Raw genomic sequence first — 15,866 nt, 5'->3', positions numbered from 1 at the left:
CGGCCCCGCGGACCCCTGATAGCGTCCCGCGACATGGACAACCAGGGCGGTATCACCGTTCAGCGGGCACTGGAGCTGCCGGGACTGCGCAGCGGGCTGCCGGAGGTCATGGCGGGCGCGGACCGCCTCGGGCGCACCGTGCGCTGGGTGCACGCGGGCGAGGTGCCCAACATCGCCTCACTGCTCAAGGGCGGTGAGCTGCTGCTGACCACGGGCCTCGGGCTGGGCACCCGGCCGAGCGAGCAGCGCGCCTTCGTGCGCCGCCTCGCCGACCGGGGGATCGCCGCGCTCGTCGTCGAGCTGGGGCCGCGCTTCACCAAGCTGCCCGCGACGATCGTGGAGACGGCGCGCGCGGCCGGGCTGCCGCTGGTCCAGCTGCACCGCGAGGTGCCCTTCGTCGCGGTGACGGAGGAGGTCCACACCGAGATCGTCAACGGGCACTACGCCCTGCTCCAGCGCGCCGAGGAGGTCCACCGGCGCTGTACGCAGGCGCTCCTGGGCGGCGGCGGGATCCCCCAGGTCCTGCGCATCCTCGCCGACTTCACCGCCAACCCGGTGTTCCTGGAGACCCCCGACGGACAGCTGCTCTACGCGGCCGCCAGCACGGCGGGCGAGGCCGCGGCCGACCCCCTCCAGGTCTGGGAGGGGCTGCGCGGCCAGCGGGAGGCCGGCCCCTCCGCGCACACCGTGGTCGTCGACGTACCGGGCGGCGGACCCGGCACCGGGTCGGTCCGGGCGCGCCTCGTCCTGCTGGGGGTCGGCGCGCCGCTGCTGCCCGTGCACCGGATGGCGGCGGAGCGGACCGCGGGGGTGCTGGCGGTGGTCCTGATGCAGGCCCGCCAGGAGGACGAGCTGGCGGCGCGGGGGCGCGGGGACTTTCTGACCGACCTGGCGGAGGGCCGGATCAGCGCGGAGGACGCTCCGGCGCAGGCGCGCGTCCTCGGCTTCAAACCGGGCGCCGGGCCGCTGCTGCCGATCGTCATGCGGCTGGCCTCCGACCTCGGGGCGTCGGGGAACTGGGCGGTGCTCGCCCGCGCCGTGCTGGAGGAGCTCGCGGCGGTCGGCGTGCCGGTGCTGCTGGGCGTGCGGCCGGTGGAGGGGCGGGTGCCGCTGCTGGTGTCGCTGCGGGCGGAGTCGGAGCGTACGGCGGTCGCCGACCGGGTCGCGGCGGCGCTGCGGGCCGGGGTGGAGCGGGCCGGCCTGGACCGGGCGGGCGCCCCGCCCGCGGTGGTGGTCGGCGTCGCGGGCGGCTGGGCGGCGGCCTCCGCGGGCCTGCGGCACGCGGCCGAGACGGCGACGGCCGCGCAGGGGCTGCCCGCGCGGCCGTGGTACGACGCGCGCCGGCTGGACATCGACCTGCTGCTGTGGCGGCTGCGGGAACAGCCGGACCTGGCCGCCTTCGTGGAGCGGGCCATCGGGGCGCTGCGCACGCACGACCTGACCTCCAAGCCGCCGCTGCTGCCCACGCTGGAGACGTACCTGGCGCACGCGGGCCGCAAGGCGGAGACGGCCCGGGAGCTGCACCTGAACCGCCAGACGCTGTACAACCGGCTGGCCCGCATCGCGGAGCTGCTGGGCACGGACCTGGACGACCCGGAGACGGTCCTGTCGCTGAGCCTGGCCCTGCGGGCCCGCCGGCACGTGAGCGCCGCCTCCCCGTCCTGACGGGGGCGGGCCCGCCGGCGGCCGGTCAGCGCCCCCAGCGCTCCATCAGCTCGTCGTACACGGACAGCACCTGCGCCACCGTGTCGTCCTCCGAGGGCCACGTACGGGCCTGGGCGTGCCCGGCCCCGGCCAGTGCGGCGCGCCGGTCCGGGGACGACAGGAGGCCGCCCACCGCGCGGGCCAGCGCCTCGGCGTCGCCGTACGGGACCAGGACCGCCGCGTCCCCCACCAGCTCCGGTACGCCGCCGACGTCCGTGGCCACGAGCGCCACCCCGGCCCGCAGGGCCTCCTGGGCCAGCAGCGAGCGCGCCTCCCAGCGGCTCGGCAGCACCGCCACGTCCGCCGCGGCGAGCAGTTCGGCCGCGTCGGAGCGCCGCCCGAGCAGCCGTACGGGCAGGTCCTCGTCCATGATCCGCCGGGTCAGCTCGGCCCGTAGCGGCCCCTCCCCCGCGATCACCAGCAGCGGTACGGGGTCCAGCTCCCGCCAGGCGCGCGCCGCGTCCAGCAGCACCCCGTAGCCGCGGTGCGCCACCAGGCTGCCGACCGCGATCAGCAACGGCCGTTCCACCGCGCCCAGTTCCGCCCGCACCTTCTCCAGGTCACCGCGTGTCCGCGCCCCCGGCACCGTCACCGGCGCGAGCCGCGCGTCCCGGGCCCCCCGCAGCCGGGCCAGGTCCACCTGGTCCGAGGACGCGCCCAGGACCACCGCCGCCGACCGCGCCACCCGGCGCTCCATCAGCCGGGAGATGCGCCCGAGCGCGCCCCCGGCCGCGGGGCCGCCGCCGTGCCAGGTCACCACCAGGGGCACCCGGTGCCCGCGCAGGGCCAGCGCGGCCCGCATCGCGGCCCGCACCCCGTGCGCGTGGACCACGTCGGCGCCCGCGCAGACGGCCCGCAGGGCGCTCACCGCGTCGGGGGCGAACTGTGCGCCGGCGCCGGTGAAGTCGTACTCCCCCTCGGCCTCGACGGGCGCGCACACCGTCACCCGCAGCCCGCGCGCGGCGAGTCCGGTGGCGAGCGAGCGCACGTGCGCGCTGCTGCCCGCGCCGGCGCCGCCGAGGACCTGGACGGTGCGCAGGGGCGGCCGCCCGTACGGCTGGGCGGGGGCGGGTACCGCGGAGCTGCTCACGGGCGGGGCTCCTGGAGGAGGGAGTCAGAGACGTCGCCCAGGATGCCAGCCCGCACGCGCGTACCGGGACCATACGGGTGCGGATCCCGTACGGGAGCGGCTGATATTCACCTGACCATCACCCACATGGGTGAGGGTCAGGGGCCGTTCGTTCACGGCACGGCCACCCGCACGGGTGGGGGCCGGGCACCGACAGGACTCGGGCCCGGCACCGGCACCGGCACCGGCTAAGCGTCCGCGCGCGCCGTGGCGAGCAGTTCCTCCGCGTGCGCCCGGGCCGTCTCGGAGTCCTCCTGGCCGGCCAGCATCCGCGACAGCTCGCGGATCCGGTCCTCGCCCTCCAGGACGGTGACCCCGCTGCGGGTCACGGACCCGTCGTGCGTCTTCTCCACCAGCAGCTGCCGGTCCGCGAAGGCCGCCACCTGCGGGAGGTGCGTGACGACGACGACCTGCGCGGTCTTCGCCAGCTTGGCGAGGCGGCGGCCGACCTCGACGGCCGCCTTGCCGCCCACGCCCGCGTCGACCTCGTCGAAGAGGTACGTCGGCACCGGGTCCGACCCCGCGAAGACCACCTCGACCGCCAGCATCACCCGGGAGAGTTCACCGCCCGAGGCGCCCTTGGTGATCGGCCGCGGCTGCGCGCCCGGGTGCGGGGCCAGCAGCAGCTCCACCTCATCGGCTCCCGACGGCCCGTAGGCCACCACGCGGCCGTTGACCTCGACGCCTTCGCCCGAGGGGTCCTCGGTCTGCCGGATGTCGATGCTCACGCGGGCGTGCGGCATGGCCAGGGAGGCCAGCTCGGCGGTCACGGCGGAAGCGAAGCGCGCGGCGGCCTCCGTCCGCGCGTCGGTCAACGCCTGCGCGAGGCCCGACAGTTCGGAGCGCAGCGCGTCCCGCTCGGCGGTCAGCTCCGCGATCCGCTCGTCGTCGCCGTCGAGTTCCAGCAGCCGCTCGGCGCCCCGCTCGGCCCACTCCAGTACGGAGTCCACGGTCGCCCCGGCGGCCCCGGCGGACCCGTACTTGCGGGTCAGCTGGGTCAGCGCGGCGCGCCGCTCCTCGACGGCGGCCAGCCGCAGCGGATCGACGTCGAGCCCGTCGGCGTAACCGGCCAGCTCCCCCGCCACGTCGGCGAGCAGGATCCCCAGCTCCCCGATCCGTTCGGCGAGGACGCCGAGCGCCGGGTCGTAGGCGCGTACGGCCTCCAGCGCCCGGTGGGCGCCCGCGACCATGGTGTTCGCGTCGACGCCCTCCGGGTCCTCCGGATTGCCCGCGAGCGCGGCGTGCGCGGCGGCGGCCGCCGAGGCCAGGGACTCGGCGTGGCCGAGCCGCTCGGCCTCCGCCGCCAGCTCCACGTCCTCGCCGGGAAGCGGCTCCACGGCCGCGATCTCGTCGAGGCCGAAGCGCAGCAGGTCCGCCTCCTGGGCCCGCTCCCGGGCCCGGGTGGTGATCGTGTCCAGTTCACCGGCCACGGCCCGCAGCCGCCGGTGGGCGGCCGCGTACTTCTCCAGCGGGACCGCGACGGCGTCCCCGGCGTACCGGTCGAGCGCCTGGCGCTGCCGCGCCGGCCGCATCAGGCCCTGCTGGTCGGTCTGCCCGTGGACGGCGACCAGGTCGTCCGCCAGCTCGGCGAGCAGCCCCACGGGCACCGAGCGGCCGCCCACGTGGGCGCGCGAGCGCCCCTCCGCGGACACCGTGCGGCTGATCAGCAGGGCGCCGTCGTCCAGCTCGGCCCCGGCCTCTTCGGCGCGCAGGGCGGCGGGCGCGCCGGGGCGCAGCACGATCCGGCCCTCGACGACCGCGGCCTTGGCCCCGATCCGTACGAGCGCCGGGTCGGCCCGGCCACCGAGCAGCAGCCCGAGGCTCGTGACGACCATCGTCTTGCCCGCTCCGGTCTCGCCCGTCACCGCGGTGAAACCGGGCGACAGCTCGACCACCGCGTCGTCGATGACTCCGAGCGACCGTATCCGCATCTCCTCAAGCACGTCCCAGACCATACCGAGGTTTCCCGCGCGTCACGCGCGGCGCCCTCGGGCGCGCCCCCGGCGAGACCCCGGAACGATCAGTGCGGCGCGCCGCGCCAGCCGGAGACGGGAAGCGCGAACTTCGCGACGAGGCGGTCCGTGAAGGAGGCGTGGTGCAGCCGGGCGAGCCGGACCGGCACGGCGCCCCTGCGGACCTCCACCCGGGCCCCGGCGGGCAGCTCCAGCATCCGGCGGCCGTCGCACCACAGGACGCCGTGCGGGGTGCCGGGCTGGACCTCCACCGCGAGCACCGAGTCCGGCGAGGTCACCAGCGGCTTGGCGAACAGCGCGTGCGCGCTGATCGGGACCATGAGCAGCGCCTCGACCTCCGGCCAGACCACCGGTCCGCCCGCGGAGAACGCGTACGCCGTGGAGCCGGTGGGGGTCGCGCAGACGATCCCGTCGCAGCCGAAGCCGGTCACCGGCCGGCCGTCGATCTCCAGGACCACTTCGAGCATCCGCTCCGGCGACACCTTCTGGACGGCCGCCTCGTTGAGCGCCCAGTCCCGGTGGACGACGTCGCCGTTGGTGTGGACGGACACGTCGAGGGTCATCCGCTCCTCGACCTCGTACGCCTTGGTGACGACCCGGTCGACCACCTTGTCCAGGTCGTCGCGCTCGGCCTCGGCGAGGAACCCCACCCGGCCGAGGTTGACGCCCAGCATCGGCACCCCGGAGCCGCGCGCGAACTCGGCGCCGCGCAGCAGCGTCCCGTCCCCGCCGAGCACGATCAGCAGCTCGCAGCCGTCGAGCACGCCGGGCGTGCAGTCGGTGACGAGTTCCACCTCGGGCGGCAGCGGCAGGTCGGCCGCCTCCTGCCGCAGGACGCGCACCCCCAGCCCGCAGCGCAGCAGGCCCTGGACGACCAGCTCGGCGCTGCGGATGGCCGCGGGCCGGCCGGTGTGCGCGAGCAGGAAGACGGTACGTGGTGCGGGCAAACCTGAAGCTGAATCTGTCACTGCGGCCCCTCCGCCACTGCACGGTCAACATCCGCCGGGTCGAGCGCCGGTGCCCCCGCCCTCAGCCACAGAAAATACTCGACGTTCCCGGAGGGGCCGGGCAGCGGACTGGCGGTCACGCCCAGCACGCCCAGGCCCAGCTTCCCCGCCTGCCGGGCGACCTCGCGCACCGCCTCCGCGCGCAGCTCCGTACTGCGCACGACGCCGCCGCTGCCGAGCCGGTCCTTGCCCACTTCGAACTGCGGTTTGACCATGAGGACGAGGTCGGCGTCCGGCGCCGTGCACCGCACCAGAGCGGGCAGCACCAGGCCGATGGAGATGAAGGAGAGGTCGCCCACGACCAGGTCGGCGGGGATCCCGTCGATCTGCTCCAGGGTCAGCTCGCGGACGTTCGTCCGGTCCTTGACCGTGACCCGCTCGTCGCTCTGCAGCGACCAGGCGAGCTGCCCGTAGCCGACGTCGACGGCGACGACGTGCGCGACGCCGGAGCGCAGCAGCACGTCGGTGAACCCGCCGGTGGAGGCGCCCGCGTCCAGCGCCCGCCGGCCCTCGACGCGCAGCCCCAGCGGCCGGAAGGCGGCCAGCGCGCCGGCCAGTTTGTGGCCGCCCCGCGAGACGTAGTCGGGGTCGCTGTCGTCCTTGCGGACGACGAGCGCCGCGGCGGTCTCGACCTGGGTGGCGGCCTTGGTCGCGGTCGCCCCGCCCACGGTGACCCGGCCGGCGGCGATCAGCTGCGCGGCGTGCTCGCGCGAGCGGGCCATGTTGCGGCGCACCAGTTCGGCGTCCAGGCGGCGGCGTGCCACTCCTGCCACGTTCGGTTCAGCTCCTGAGGTCGTACGGCGTGGATGCGGGCGGCGGCGCGTCGAGCGCGGTCAGCTCGTCGCGCAGGACCCGGTGTACATCCTCGTACACCTGGACGTGCCCGTCCGCCGGAAGGTGGTCGGCGTCCGCCAGCCGTTCGAGTCCCGCGTCGACCGGGGCGTGGCCGGTGGGGGCGCGTACGACGCCCAGCGGGGCGGGAGCGCCGGGCTCGGGCTCGGCGTCGGACAGGGCCCCGGGCGCGGGCTGCGGCCCGGCCTCGGGCGCTTCGTCGGTCATGCCCCGACGCTACCCCGAAGCCGGCCGCCGCCACGCACGGCTCTGCGGTACCGTCGGGCTCACCATGGCGACGATCGAAGAGTGCCGCGCGGCACTCGACAAACTCTCCGACAACCTGGCCGGATCCACCGGGGACGTGCGCGGCGCCGCCGCGCTCGACCGCTCCCTGAGCTGCCACATCACCGATCTGGACCAGACGTTCACGGGCCGTCTCGACGGCGGCCGGATCCGGGTGGACGCGGACTCCCCGCATCCCGGACCGCCCCGCGCGAAGGCCGAGATCCGCCTGTCGATGACCGGCGCGGACCTGCTGGCGATGGTCGCGGGCGAGCTGAAGTTCGCGAAGGGCTGGGCCTCCGGCCGGGTCGGCCTGGAGGCCGGCTTCCGCGACCTGCTGCGGCTGCGCAGCATGCTTTAGGACCGGGCGGCCGCCTGCGCGGGGGCGCCGGGCACGGCCGCGGCGGCGGGGGTCTTCGTACGGGCCGCGCGCGCGGCCGGGATCACCAGCGGCGTCCCCGTCTGCGGGTCGTCGATGATCTGGCAGCGCAGCCCGAAGACCCGCTCCACCAGCTCCGCGGTGACGATCTCGGCGGGCGGCCCCTCGGCGACCACCTCGCCGTCGCGCATCGCGATCAGGTGCGTGGCGTAGCGGGCCGCGTGGTTGAGGTCGTGCAGCACCGCGACCAGCGTCCGCCCCCGCTCCTCGTGCAGGTGCGCGCACAGGTCCAGGACGTCGATCTGGTGCTGGATGTCCAGGTACGTCGTCGGCTCGTCCAGCAGCAGCAGCGGGGTCTGCTGGGCCAGGGCCATCGCGATCCACACGCGCTGGCGCTGGCCGCCCGAGAGTTCGTCCACGGCCCGGTCGGCGAGTTCGGCGACCCCGGTCGAGGCCATGGACTCGGCGACGATCCGCTCGTCCTCGGCCGACCACTGCCGCAGCAGGCCCTGGTGCGGGTAGCGGCCGCGCGAGACCAGGTCGGCGACGGTGATGCCGTCGGGGGCGATCGAGGACTGCGGCAGCAGACCGAGCGTCTTCGCCACCTTCTTCGCGGGCATCGAGGCGATCGCGTGCCCGTCCAGCAGCACCTGACCGGCCGTCGGCTTCAGCATCCGCGCCAGGGCGCGCAGCAGCGTGGACTTGCCGCAGGCGTTGGGTCCGACGATCACCGTGAAGGAGTGGTCGGGGATCTCCACCGACAGGTTCTCGGCGATGACCCGCTGGTCGTAGCCGAGGGTCACGTTCCGCGCGGTCAGCCGCTGCACTGGGGTACTCCTTGGGTTCCGGCCCGGTTCACCGGACGGTTCGGGGGGCGATGGGGCGGGGCCGCGGCGCGCGGGCCGCTCATATCCGCCCGGCCTTGCGTTCCGTGACGAGCAGCCACAGCAGGTAGACACCGCCGACCAGGCCCGTCACCACGCCCACCGGCAGCTGGTCGGAGCCGAAGACGCGCTGCGAGGTCCAGTCGGACGCCAGCAGCAGGGCGGCGCCCATCAGCGCGCCGGACAGCAGGTTGGCGCCGGGCGAGCGGGTCAGCCGGCGCGCCAGCTGGGGGGCGGCCAGCGCGACGAAGCTGATCGGCCCGGCGGCGGCGCTCGCCGCCGTGGTCAGCACGATCGCCGCGAACATCAGCAGGATCCGGGTGCGCTCCACCCGTACGCCGAGCGCGTACGCGGCGTCGTCGCCCATCTCCATCATCCGCAGCGCCCTGCCCTGCCCCAGGACCAGCGGGAAGACGACCAGGCAGGTCGCCAGCAGCGGCCACACCTGCGCCGAGTCGCGCCCGGCCAGCGACCCGGTCAGCCAGACCATCGCCCGGGCGGCGTCGACGAGCTGGGCCTTCGTCAGCAGGTACTGGATGACGGCGATCAGCATCGCGGAGGCTCCGATGCCGACGAGGACGAGGCGGTAGCCGTGGATGCCGCGCTTGTAGGCCAGCAGGTAGACCGCGACACCGGTCAGCACGCCTCCGACGACCGCGCCGGTCGCCACCTCCCCCGCGCCGCCCTTGAACAGGACGATCACGACGAGCGCGCCGACCGCGGACCCGTAGCCGAAGCCGAGCAGGTCCGGGGAGCCGAGCGGGTTGCGGGACACGGACTGGAAGATCCCGCCGGCCATCCCGAGGGCCGCGCCGACCAGGACGGCCACGAGCACGCGCGGCAGCCGCAGGTCGTTGATGACGAAGTCGTGGGCGGGGGTGCCGTCACCGACCAGGGTCCTGACGACGTCCGCCGGGGCGATCTCGAAGTCGCCGGTGCCGATGAGCAGGACGGCGAGCACCAGCACGGCGGCGAGCAGCAGCAGACCGACCGCCAGCGCGCGCGGCTCCACCCGCAGGGAGATCCCGCCGGGCCCGCGCAGCCCCCGGGAGGGCGCACCGCCGGACCTCTTGACGCCCTTCGCACCCGCGCCGCTCTTCACGGTCTTCGCGTTCACAGCTGGGCCATCCTCTTGCGCCGGACGAGGGTGATGAAGACGGGACCGCCGATGAGCGCGGTGACGATGCCGACCTGGAGCTCCGCCGGGCGCGTGATGACCCGGCCGATGACGTCGGCGGCGAGCAGCAGGGCCGGTGAGAGCACCGCCGAGTAGGCCAGCACCCAGCGCATGTCCGGGCCGGTGAAGAAGCGGACCAGGTGCGGGATCATCAGCCCGATGAAGACGATGGGACCGCAGGCGGCGGTCGCCGCACCGCAGAGCAGGGTGATCGCCGCCATCGCGGTGACCCGGGTCAGGGTGAGGTTCGCGCCGAGCGCCCGCGCGGTGTCGTCGCCCATCGCCATGGCGTTGAGCGGTCGCCCCAGGCACAGCGCGAGGACCGCGCCGACCAGGAGGAACGGCGCCACCTGGCGGACGGTGTCCATGTTCGCGGAGGCCAGCGAGCCGACGGTCCAGAAGCGCAGCTTCTCCAGCGCCTTGCTGTCCATGAGCTGCACGGCGTTGATGTAGCCGACCAGCGCCGCGCTGGCCGCCGTACCGGCGAGGGCGAGCCGCACCGGCGTCGCGCTGCGGCTGCCGCCGAGGACGTAGACGACCACCGAGACGACGGCTGCGCCGAGGAAGGCCCACCAGACGTACGCGCTCAGGGTGGACGCCCCGAAGAAGCTGATCGCGGAGACCACGGCCGCCGCGGCGCCCGCGTTGACGCCGAGGATGCCGGGTTCCGCCAGCGGATTGCGGGTCAGCGCCTGCATCACCGCGCCGGAGAGGCCGAGGCCGAGGCCGACCATCAGGCCGAGCACGGTCCGCGGCACCCGCAGGTCCCTGACCACCACGTCGGCGGGGGTTCCCGTGAAGTGGAACAGGCCGTGCCGGACCTGATCGAGCGGCATCTGCTTGGCGCCCACCGCGATGCTCGCCAGCGCGATCAGCACCAACACCGCGAGGGCGGCCGCCAGACCGGCGGCGCGCGCGGCGTGTCGCGGGCGGGGGGCGGCCGTCGCGGCCGCGCTCTGTTCGGGGGGACTCTCGACCAACACGAAAGTTAGGTTAGCCTACCCTCCGCGTTCTGCGAGTCCCCCCGCCCCCGGACCCTCTTCGACCGGCTACAGGCCGAGCCGGGCCAGCGCCTTGCCCGCGTCCAGCGTGCACGACCCGTCCCCGGCCTGCGTCCAGGCCGCCGCGCACAGCGCCCGCAGCCCGTCGAGCGGATCACCCCCGGCGTCCGCGTCCGCGGCATCCGTCTCCCGGCCGTCGCCGTCGCCGTCCCCGGCGCGCAGCTCCAGTACGCCGTCCCGCGCGAGCGCGGTCCACCCGCCGCAGCGGAAACCGTCCCCGGCGTCCTCCACCTCGGGCTGCCCGGTCAGCAGGCCCCGCAGGTCCCGGTCCACGTACGTCGGCCGGTGCTTCGGCTCGGCCCGCAGCAGCTGCGCCCCGTCCGTCACCCCGGTCAGCACGAGCAGCGAGTCCACCTCCCCGTGGAAGGCGCCCTCGATGTCGGTGTCCAGCCGGTCCCCGACCACCAGCGGCCGCTCGGCGCCGGTGCGCAGGATCGTTTCGCGGTGCATGGGCGGCAGCGGCTTGCCCGCCACCTGCGGCTCGGCGCCCGTGGCGATCCGTACGACCTCCACCGCGGCCCCGTTGCCCGGCGCGATCCCCCGCGCGCTCGGGATCGTCAGGTCCGTGTTCGACGCGAACCACGGCACCCCGCGCGCGATCGCGTACGAGGCCTCCGCGAAGCGCCCCCACGGGAGGTCCGGCCCGCCGAAGCCCTGGACCACCGCCGCCAGGTCCTCCTCGTCCGCCGACTCCACCGGCACGAGCCCGCGCTCGCGCAGCGCGACCCGCAGCCCCTCACCGCCGATGACCAGCACCTTGGATCCCGCCGGCACCTGATCGGCGATCAGCCGGGACACCGCCTGCGCCGAGGTGATCACCTCGGCCGCCTCGGACGGGATGCCCAGCTCGCTCAGGTGTCCCGCGACGGCGTCCGGCGTCCGCAGCGCGTTGTTCGTGACGTACGCGAGGTGCATCCCGTCGGCCCGCGCCGCCAGCAGCGAGTCCACCGCGTGCGCGATCGCCTCGCCCCCCGTGTACACCACCCCGTCCAGGTCCAGCAGGGCCGTGTCGTACGCCTGGTGCAGACTGCGCTCACTGCCCGCGGGCCTGGTCCTGCTCTGCCGGGTCATCCTGACCGCCCCTTCGTCTTCTGGCCGATTCCGTGCTCCACCCTGATCATCCCGCATCGCGAGACGGGACTTACCATGCACGAATGACCACACCAGGAACCGAGGACAACGGATCGCGCGACGGACTGCGCCTCGTGCCCTTCCCCGGGCTTCGCTACGTCCCGGAGCGCGTCGGCAGTCTCGCCGCCGTCACCTCGCCCCCCTACGACGTGGTCGTGCGACCTGACGGACTCCACCACCTGGAGTCCGCGGACCCGCACAACATCGTCCGGCTGATCCTCCCCCAGGCCGCCACCCCGGACGCGCGCAACGAACAGGCCGCCCGGACCCTCGACGACTGGCTCGCCGAGGGCATCCTCAGCGCTGACCCGGAGCCCGCGCTGTACGTGTACGAGCAGCGCAGGGGCGAGATGCTCCAGCGCGGGGTCATCGGCGCGCTCGCCCTGTCCGCGGCCGATGCCGGGGTCGTCCTGCCGCACGAGGACGTCATGCCGCCCGTGGTCACCGACCGGGCCGGTCTGATGCGCGCCACCTCGGCCAACCTCGAACCGCTGTTGCTGACCTACCGCAGCGACGACGGAGCCGGGGGCACCGGGGCGGCCGAGGTCGTCGAGGCCACCGCGTCCCGCCCGCCCCTGCTGTCGACCACCACCGAGGACGGTTTCTGCCACCGGCTGTGGGCCGTCACCGACCCCGCCGAAGTGGCCGCGGTCACCGAGGACCTCGGCCACCGCCAGGCCCTCATCGCCGACGGCCACCACCGCTGGGCGACGTACCTGCGCCTCCAGGAGGAGCACCCGGGCCCCACCCCCTGGGACTTCGGCCTGGTGCTGCTCGTGGACACCGCCCGCTATCCGCTCCAGGTCCGCGCCATCCACCGGATGCTGCGCCGCCTGCCGGTCTCCGACGCGCTGGCCGCGCTGGCGGGATCGTTCACGGTCCGCCGGGTCGACGGCCCGCTGCCGGCCGCGCTGGCCGCCCTCGGCGAGGCCTCCGCCCGGGGCAACGCGTTCCTGCTGACCGGTGACGGCGACTTCCACCTGGTGACCGACCCCGATCCGGAGCTGATCGAGCGCACGGTCCGGCACGACCGCCCGGAGGCCTGGCGCCGCCTGGACGCGACCGTGCTGCACGCGACCCTGCTGGACGCCCTGTGGCGGGTCCCGGACGCGGCCGACCACATCGTGTACATCCACGACGCCGAGGCCACCGTCGACATGGCCGAACGCAGCGGCGGCACGGCGGTACTGCTCCACCCGGTACGGGAGGACGTGGTCCGGGAGCTGGCCCGCCAGGGCGTCACCATGCCCCGCAAGTCGACCTCCTTCGGGCCCAAGCCGGCCACCGGACTCGTGCTGCGCAGCCTGGGCTGAGCGGCGTCCCCGCGCACGCCGGGCCGGGGAACGCGGCCCCGGAACGACAGAAGGGCGGCGCCCCCACGGGGGCACCGCCCTTCGTCATGCCGTGCGTCAGGCCTTGTCGCGGTCCTGGTCCTCGAACGCGGCATCGATCTCGTCGCGGTCGGGCTCGACCTCGTCGCGGTGGGGCTCGTCGTCGATCAGGTCGTCCTCGACCACGATCTCGTCCGCGACGTCGGAGTCCGCCTCGACGCGGGCGAGCAGCTCGTCCTCGTCGTCCTCGTCGTCGTCCATCTCGCGGGCGTCGGACGCCTCGTACGCGTCGTCCTCGTCGTCCTCGCGGGCCTCGGACGCCTCGTACACGTCGTCCTCGTCGTCCTCACGGGCGCCGGACGGCTCGTACTCCTCGTCGTCCTCGTCGTAGTACTCGGCGACACCCGAGTCGTCGGAGTCCTGGACCCGGCGGTCCTCGTCGCTGAGGGCCTCGCGGTCCTCGGCGCCCATCGCGTCGACGAACTCGACACCGTCCAGCTCGGCGAGCCGGTCGGAGGCGTCGGTCGAACCGTCCTTGTCGGACTCGATCGTCTTGGCGAACCACTCGCGTGCCTCGTCCTCGCGACCGTTGGCCAGCAGGGCGTCGGCGTAGGCGTACCGCAGGCGCGCGGTCCACGGCTGCACGGCGGAGGAGGCCAGCTCCGGGCTCTGCAGGGTCACGATGGCGGCGTCGAGCTGCCCCATGTCCCGGCGGGCACCGGCGGCGACCAGGCGCATCTCGACCTGGCCGGCCTTGTCCAGCTTCTGCACCTCGGGCTCGCCGGCCATCGCCAGCGCCCGCTCGGGGCGGCCGAGGCCGCGCTCGCAGTCGGCCATGACGGGCCACAGCTCGACCGAACCGGTCATCCGCTTCGCGGCGCGGAACTCGGCGAGCGCCTCGCTGTACTTCTGCGTGGCGTACGCGGCGAAACCGGCGGCCTCGCGGACGGCGGCGACGCGGGAGGCGAGCCGCAGCGCGATGCGGGCGTAGGCGTAGGCCTGCTCCGGGTCCTCGTCGATCAGCCGGGCCACCATGACCAGGTTGCGCGAGACCTCTTCGGCCAGACCCTTCGGCAGGCTCAGCAGCTCCTGGCGCACGTCCGGGTCGATCTCGTGACCGGTGATGTCGTCGTCGATCGGGAGTCGCTTGATCGGCTCGCGGTCGCGGTAGTCGTTGTCGCGGTCGTCACGGCCGCCACGGTACCCACCGCGGTCGCCACCCCGGTCGCCGCGGTCGTCACGGCGGGGGTAGCTCGGACGGTCGCCGCCACGGTCGTCGCGGCCGCGGAAACCGCCGCTCTGCGGACGGTCGCCACCCCGGTCGTCACGGCGGGGGTAGCTGGGACGGTCGCCAGCGCGGTCGTCGCGACCGCCGCGGAATCCGCCACGGTCGTCATCACGGCGGGGGTAGCTCGGACGGTCGCCGCCACGGTCGTCGCGGCCGCGGAAACCGCCGCTCTGCGGACGGTCGCCACCCCGGTCATCGCGACGCGGGAAGCTGGGACGGTCGCCACCCCGGTCGTCACGACGGGGGTAGCTGGGACGGTCGCCACCGCGGTCGTCACGGCCGCCGCGGAATCCGCCACGGTCGTCATCACGGCGCGGGAAGCTCGGACGGCTGCCCCGGTCGTCATCGCGACGGGGGTAGCTCGGACGGTCACCACCGCGGTCATCACGACGGAAACCGCCGCCACCGCCCTGGGGGCGCGCACCGCGGTCGTCATCACGACGCGGGTAGCTCGGGCGGTCGCCGCCACGGAAGCCGCCGCCCTGGGGACGGTCGCCACCGCGGTCATCGCGACGCGGGAAGCTCGGACGGTCGCCACCACGGTCGTCGCGACGGAAGCCACCGCTCTGCGGGCGGTCGCCGCCACGGTCGTCGCGACGCGGGAAGCTGGGACGGTCGCCACCGCGGTCGTCGCGACCGCCGCGGAATCCGCCACGGTCGTCATCACGGCGCGGGAAGCTCGGACGGCTGCCCCGGTCGTCATCGCGACGGGGGTAGCTCGGACGGTCGCCACCGCGGTCGTCACGACGGAAACCGCCGCCACCGCCCTGGGGGCGCGCACCGCGGTCGTCATCACGACGGGGGTAGCTCGGACGGTCGCCGCCACGGAAGCCACCGCCCTGGGGACGGTCGCCACCACGGTCGTCACGGCGCGGGAAGCTCGGACGGTCGCCACCGCGGTCGTCACGGCGGAAGCCACCGCTCTGCGGACGGTCGCCGCCACGGTCATCGCGACGCGGGAAGCTCGGACGGTCGCCACCCTGGGGGCGCCCACCGCGGTCGTCATCACGACGGGGGTAGCTCGGGCGGTCGCCGCCACGGAAGCCACCGCCCTGGGGACGGTCGCCACCACGGTCATCGCGACGCGGGAAGCTCGGACGGTCGCCGCCACGGTCGTCACGGCGGAAACCGCCGCTCTGCGGACGGTCGCCACCCTGGGGGCGGCCTCCACGGTCGTCATCACGACGGGGGTAGCTCGGGCGGTCGCCGCCACGGAAGCCACCGCTCTGGGGGCGGTCGCCACCACCGGCGGGACGGCCACCACGGTCATCGCGGCGGAAGCCGCCTCCGGTGCCGCCGCCGGCGGGACGCCCGCCGCGGTCGCCGCCACGGAAGCCGCCGCCCTGGGGACGGTCGCCACCGCGGTCGTCACGGCCCCCGCGGTAGCCGCCCCTGTCACCGCCGTCGTTACGACGAGGCTCGCGCTCCGGACGATCGTCGGGAGAGTTGGACATGGGTGTGACTCCTGTCTTCGGGGTACCGCTAGTCATTCTCGCGCAACCAACCCATGGCCGCGCTTCGGCGCAATTCGAATAAAATAAAAAAGACCCTTGGTCCAGCGTTGAACGCTGGACCAAGGGTCCCTTGAAAGATTGTTCGGCGGCGTCCTACTCTCCCACAGGGTCCCCCCTGCAGTACCATCGGCGCTGAAAGGCTTAGCTTCCGGGTTCGAAATGTAACCGGGCG

Annotated in this window: 13 protein-coding genes, 1 rRNA gene and 1 pseudogene; 3 read left to right on the top strand and 12 right to left on the bottom strand. The window is 74.8% G+C overall.

The window, feature by feature from the left end; translation table 11 throughout:
- The first annotated feature begins 33 nt into the window (after positions 1 to 33).
- Positions 34 to 1,665: a PucR family transcriptional regulator gene (locus tag AC0693_RS17105; RefSeq protein WP_468471024.1), complete on the top strand. Its 1,632-nt coding sequence runs from the start codon at positions 34 to 36 to the stop codon at positions 1,663 to 1,665.
- A gap of 25 nt (positions 1,666 to 1,690) precedes the next feature.
- On the opposite strand, the gene AC0693_RS17100 is transcribed toward AC0693_RS17105, so the two are convergent.
- From AC0693_RS17100 to AC0693_RS17080, 5 genes are all read right to left on the bottom strand, one after another.
- Positions 1,691 to 2,794 carry a glycosyltransferase family 4 protein gene (locus AC0693_RS17100; protein ID WP_469318804.1) on the bottom strand — a complete coding sequence of 368 codons (1,104 nt, stop codon included), beginning with the start codon at positions 2,792 to 2,794 and terminating at the stop codon, positions 1,691 to 1,693.
- Positions 2,795 to 3,021: 227 nt separating this feature from the next.
- Complete coding sequence (gene recN / locus AC0693_RS17095; RefSeq protein ID WP_478802260.1) at positions 3,022 to 4,788, bottom strand: DNA repair protein RecN; 1,767 nt, start codon at positions 4,786 to 4,788, stop codon at positions 3,022 to 3,024.
- 65 nt (positions 4,789 to 4,853) lie between these two features.
- Positions 4,854 to 5,753: an NAD kinase gene (locus AC0693_RS17090; RefSeq protein WP_356416538.1), complete on the bottom strand. Its 900-nt coding sequence runs from the start codon at positions 5,751 to 5,753 to the stop codon at positions 4,854 to 4,856.
- 17 nt (positions 5,754 to 5,770) lie between these two features.
- A complete protein-coding gene (locus AC0693_RS17085) occupies positions 5,771 to 6,586 on the bottom strand; it encodes a TlyA family RNA methyltransferase (protein ID WP_356416541.1) in 816 nt (271 codons plus the stop codon).
- A 7-nt stretch (positions 6,587 to 6,593) separates the two neighbouring features.
- A complete protein-coding gene (locus tag AC0693_RS17080) occupies positions 6,594 to 6,872 on the bottom strand; it encodes a hypothetical protein (protein ID WP_356416543.1) in 279 nt (92 codons plus the stop codon).
- A 64-nt stretch (positions 6,873 to 6,936) separates the two neighbouring features.
- Here AC0693_RS17080 and AC0693_RS17075 point away from each other — a divergent pair, with 64 nt between their 5' ends.
- The gene (locus AC0693_RS17075) at positions 6,937 to 7,290 is read left to right on the top strand and encodes a sterol-binding protein (RefSeq protein ID WP_478802259.1); all 354 of its coding nucleotides are present in this window, start codon (positions 6,937 to 6,939) and stop codon (positions 7,288 to 7,290) included.
- On the opposite strand, the gene AC0693_RS17070 is transcribed toward AC0693_RS17075, so the two are convergent.
- From AC0693_RS17070 to AC0693_RS17055, 4 genes are all read right to left on the bottom strand, one after another.
- A complete protein-coding gene (locus AC0693_RS17070) occupies positions 7,287 to 8,135 on the bottom strand; it encodes an ABC transporter ATP-binding protein (protein WP_356416549.1) in 849 nt (282 codons plus the stop codon). The genes AC0693_RS17075 and AC0693_RS17070 overlap by 4 nt on opposite strands.
- Before the next feature lie 79 nt (positions 8,136 to 8,214).
- Positions 8,215 to 9,294 carry a FecCD family ABC transporter permease gene (locus tag AC0693_RS17065; protein ID WP_478802405.1) on the bottom strand — a complete coding sequence of 360 codons (1,080 nt, stop codon included), beginning with the start codon at positions 9,292 to 9,294 and terminating at the stop codon, positions 8,215 to 8,217.
- An 11-nt stretch (positions 9,295 to 9,305) separates the two neighbouring features.
- Entirely contained in the window at positions 9,306 to 10,352 is a 1,047-nt protein-coding gene (locus AC0693_RS17060; RefSeq protein WP_478802258.1) for a FecCD family ABC transporter permease, read from the bottom strand.
- 66 nt (positions 10,353 to 10,418) lie between these two features.
- Positions 10,419 to 11,501: an HAD hydrolase-like protein gene (locus AC0693_RS17055; protein WP_468471035.1), complete on the bottom strand. Its 1,083-nt coding sequence runs from the start codon at positions 11,499 to 11,501 to the stop codon at positions 10,419 to 10,421.
- Positions 11,502 to 11,584: 83 nt separating this feature from the next.
- Here AC0693_RS17055 and AC0693_RS17050 point away from each other — a divergent pair, with 83 nt between their 5' ends.
- Complete coding sequence (locus AC0693_RS17050) at positions 11,585 to 12,874, top strand: DUF1015 family protein (protein ID WP_478802257.1); 1,290 nt, start codon at positions 11,585 to 11,587, stop codon at positions 12,872 to 12,874.
- 96 nt (positions 12,875 to 12,970) lie between these two features.
- Here the strand turns inward: AC0693_RS17050 and AC0693_RS17045 are convergent, their stop codons facing one another.
- The 3 genes and pseudogenes from AC0693_RS17045 to rrf form a co-directional block, all read right to left on the bottom strand.
- Entirely contained in the window at positions 12,971 to 13,990 is a 1,020-nt protein-coding gene (locus tag AC0693_RS17045) for a tetratricopeptide repeat protein (RefSeq protein WP_478802404.1), read from the bottom strand.
- Positions 13,991 to 14,458: 468 nt separating this feature from the next.
- Positions 14,459 to 15,670 (bottom strand): annotated as a pseudogene (locus AC0693_RS17040) (hypothetical protein); the annotation flags it as partial.
- A 104-nt stretch (positions 15,671 to 15,774) separates the two neighbouring features.
- Positions 15,775 to 15,866 (bottom strand): 5S ribosomal RNA (gene rrf / locus AC0693_RS17035); the annotation flags it as partial.

It is taken from the genome of Streptomyces sp. NPDC043876 (assembly GCF_056435825.1).
The sequence above is the reverse complement of the archived record's forward strand: the minus strand, read 5'-3'. Positions and strand labels throughout refer to the sequence as shown.

What these genes read in the sequence shown, in the direction of transcription:
- AC0693_RS17105 (WP_468471024.1), top strand. Translation starts at nt 34, where the DNA reads ATGGACAACCAGGGCGGTATCACCGTTCAGCGGGCACTGGAGCTGCCG.
- recN (WP_478802260.1), bottom strand. Translation starts at nt 4,788, where the DNA reads ATGGTCTGGGACGTGCTTGAGGAGATGCGGATACGGTCGCTCGGAGTC.
- AC0693_RS17080 (WP_356416543.1), bottom strand. Translation starts at nt 6,872, where the DNA reads ATGACCGACGAAGCGCCCGAGGCCGGGCCGCAGCCCGCGCCCGGGGCC.
- AC0693_RS17075 (WP_478802259.1), top strand. Translation starts at nt 6,937, where the DNA reads ATGGCGACGATCGAAGAGTGCCGCGCGGCACTCGACAAACTCTCCGAC.
- AC0693_RS17055 (WP_468471035.1), bottom strand. Translation starts at nt 11,501, where the DNA reads ATGACCCGGCAGAGCAGGACCAGGCCCGCGGGCAGTGAGCGCAGTCTG.
- AC0693_RS17050 (WP_478802257.1), top strand. Translation starts at nt 11,585, where the DNA reads ATGACCACACCAGGAACCGAGGACAACGGATCGCGCGACGGACTGCGC.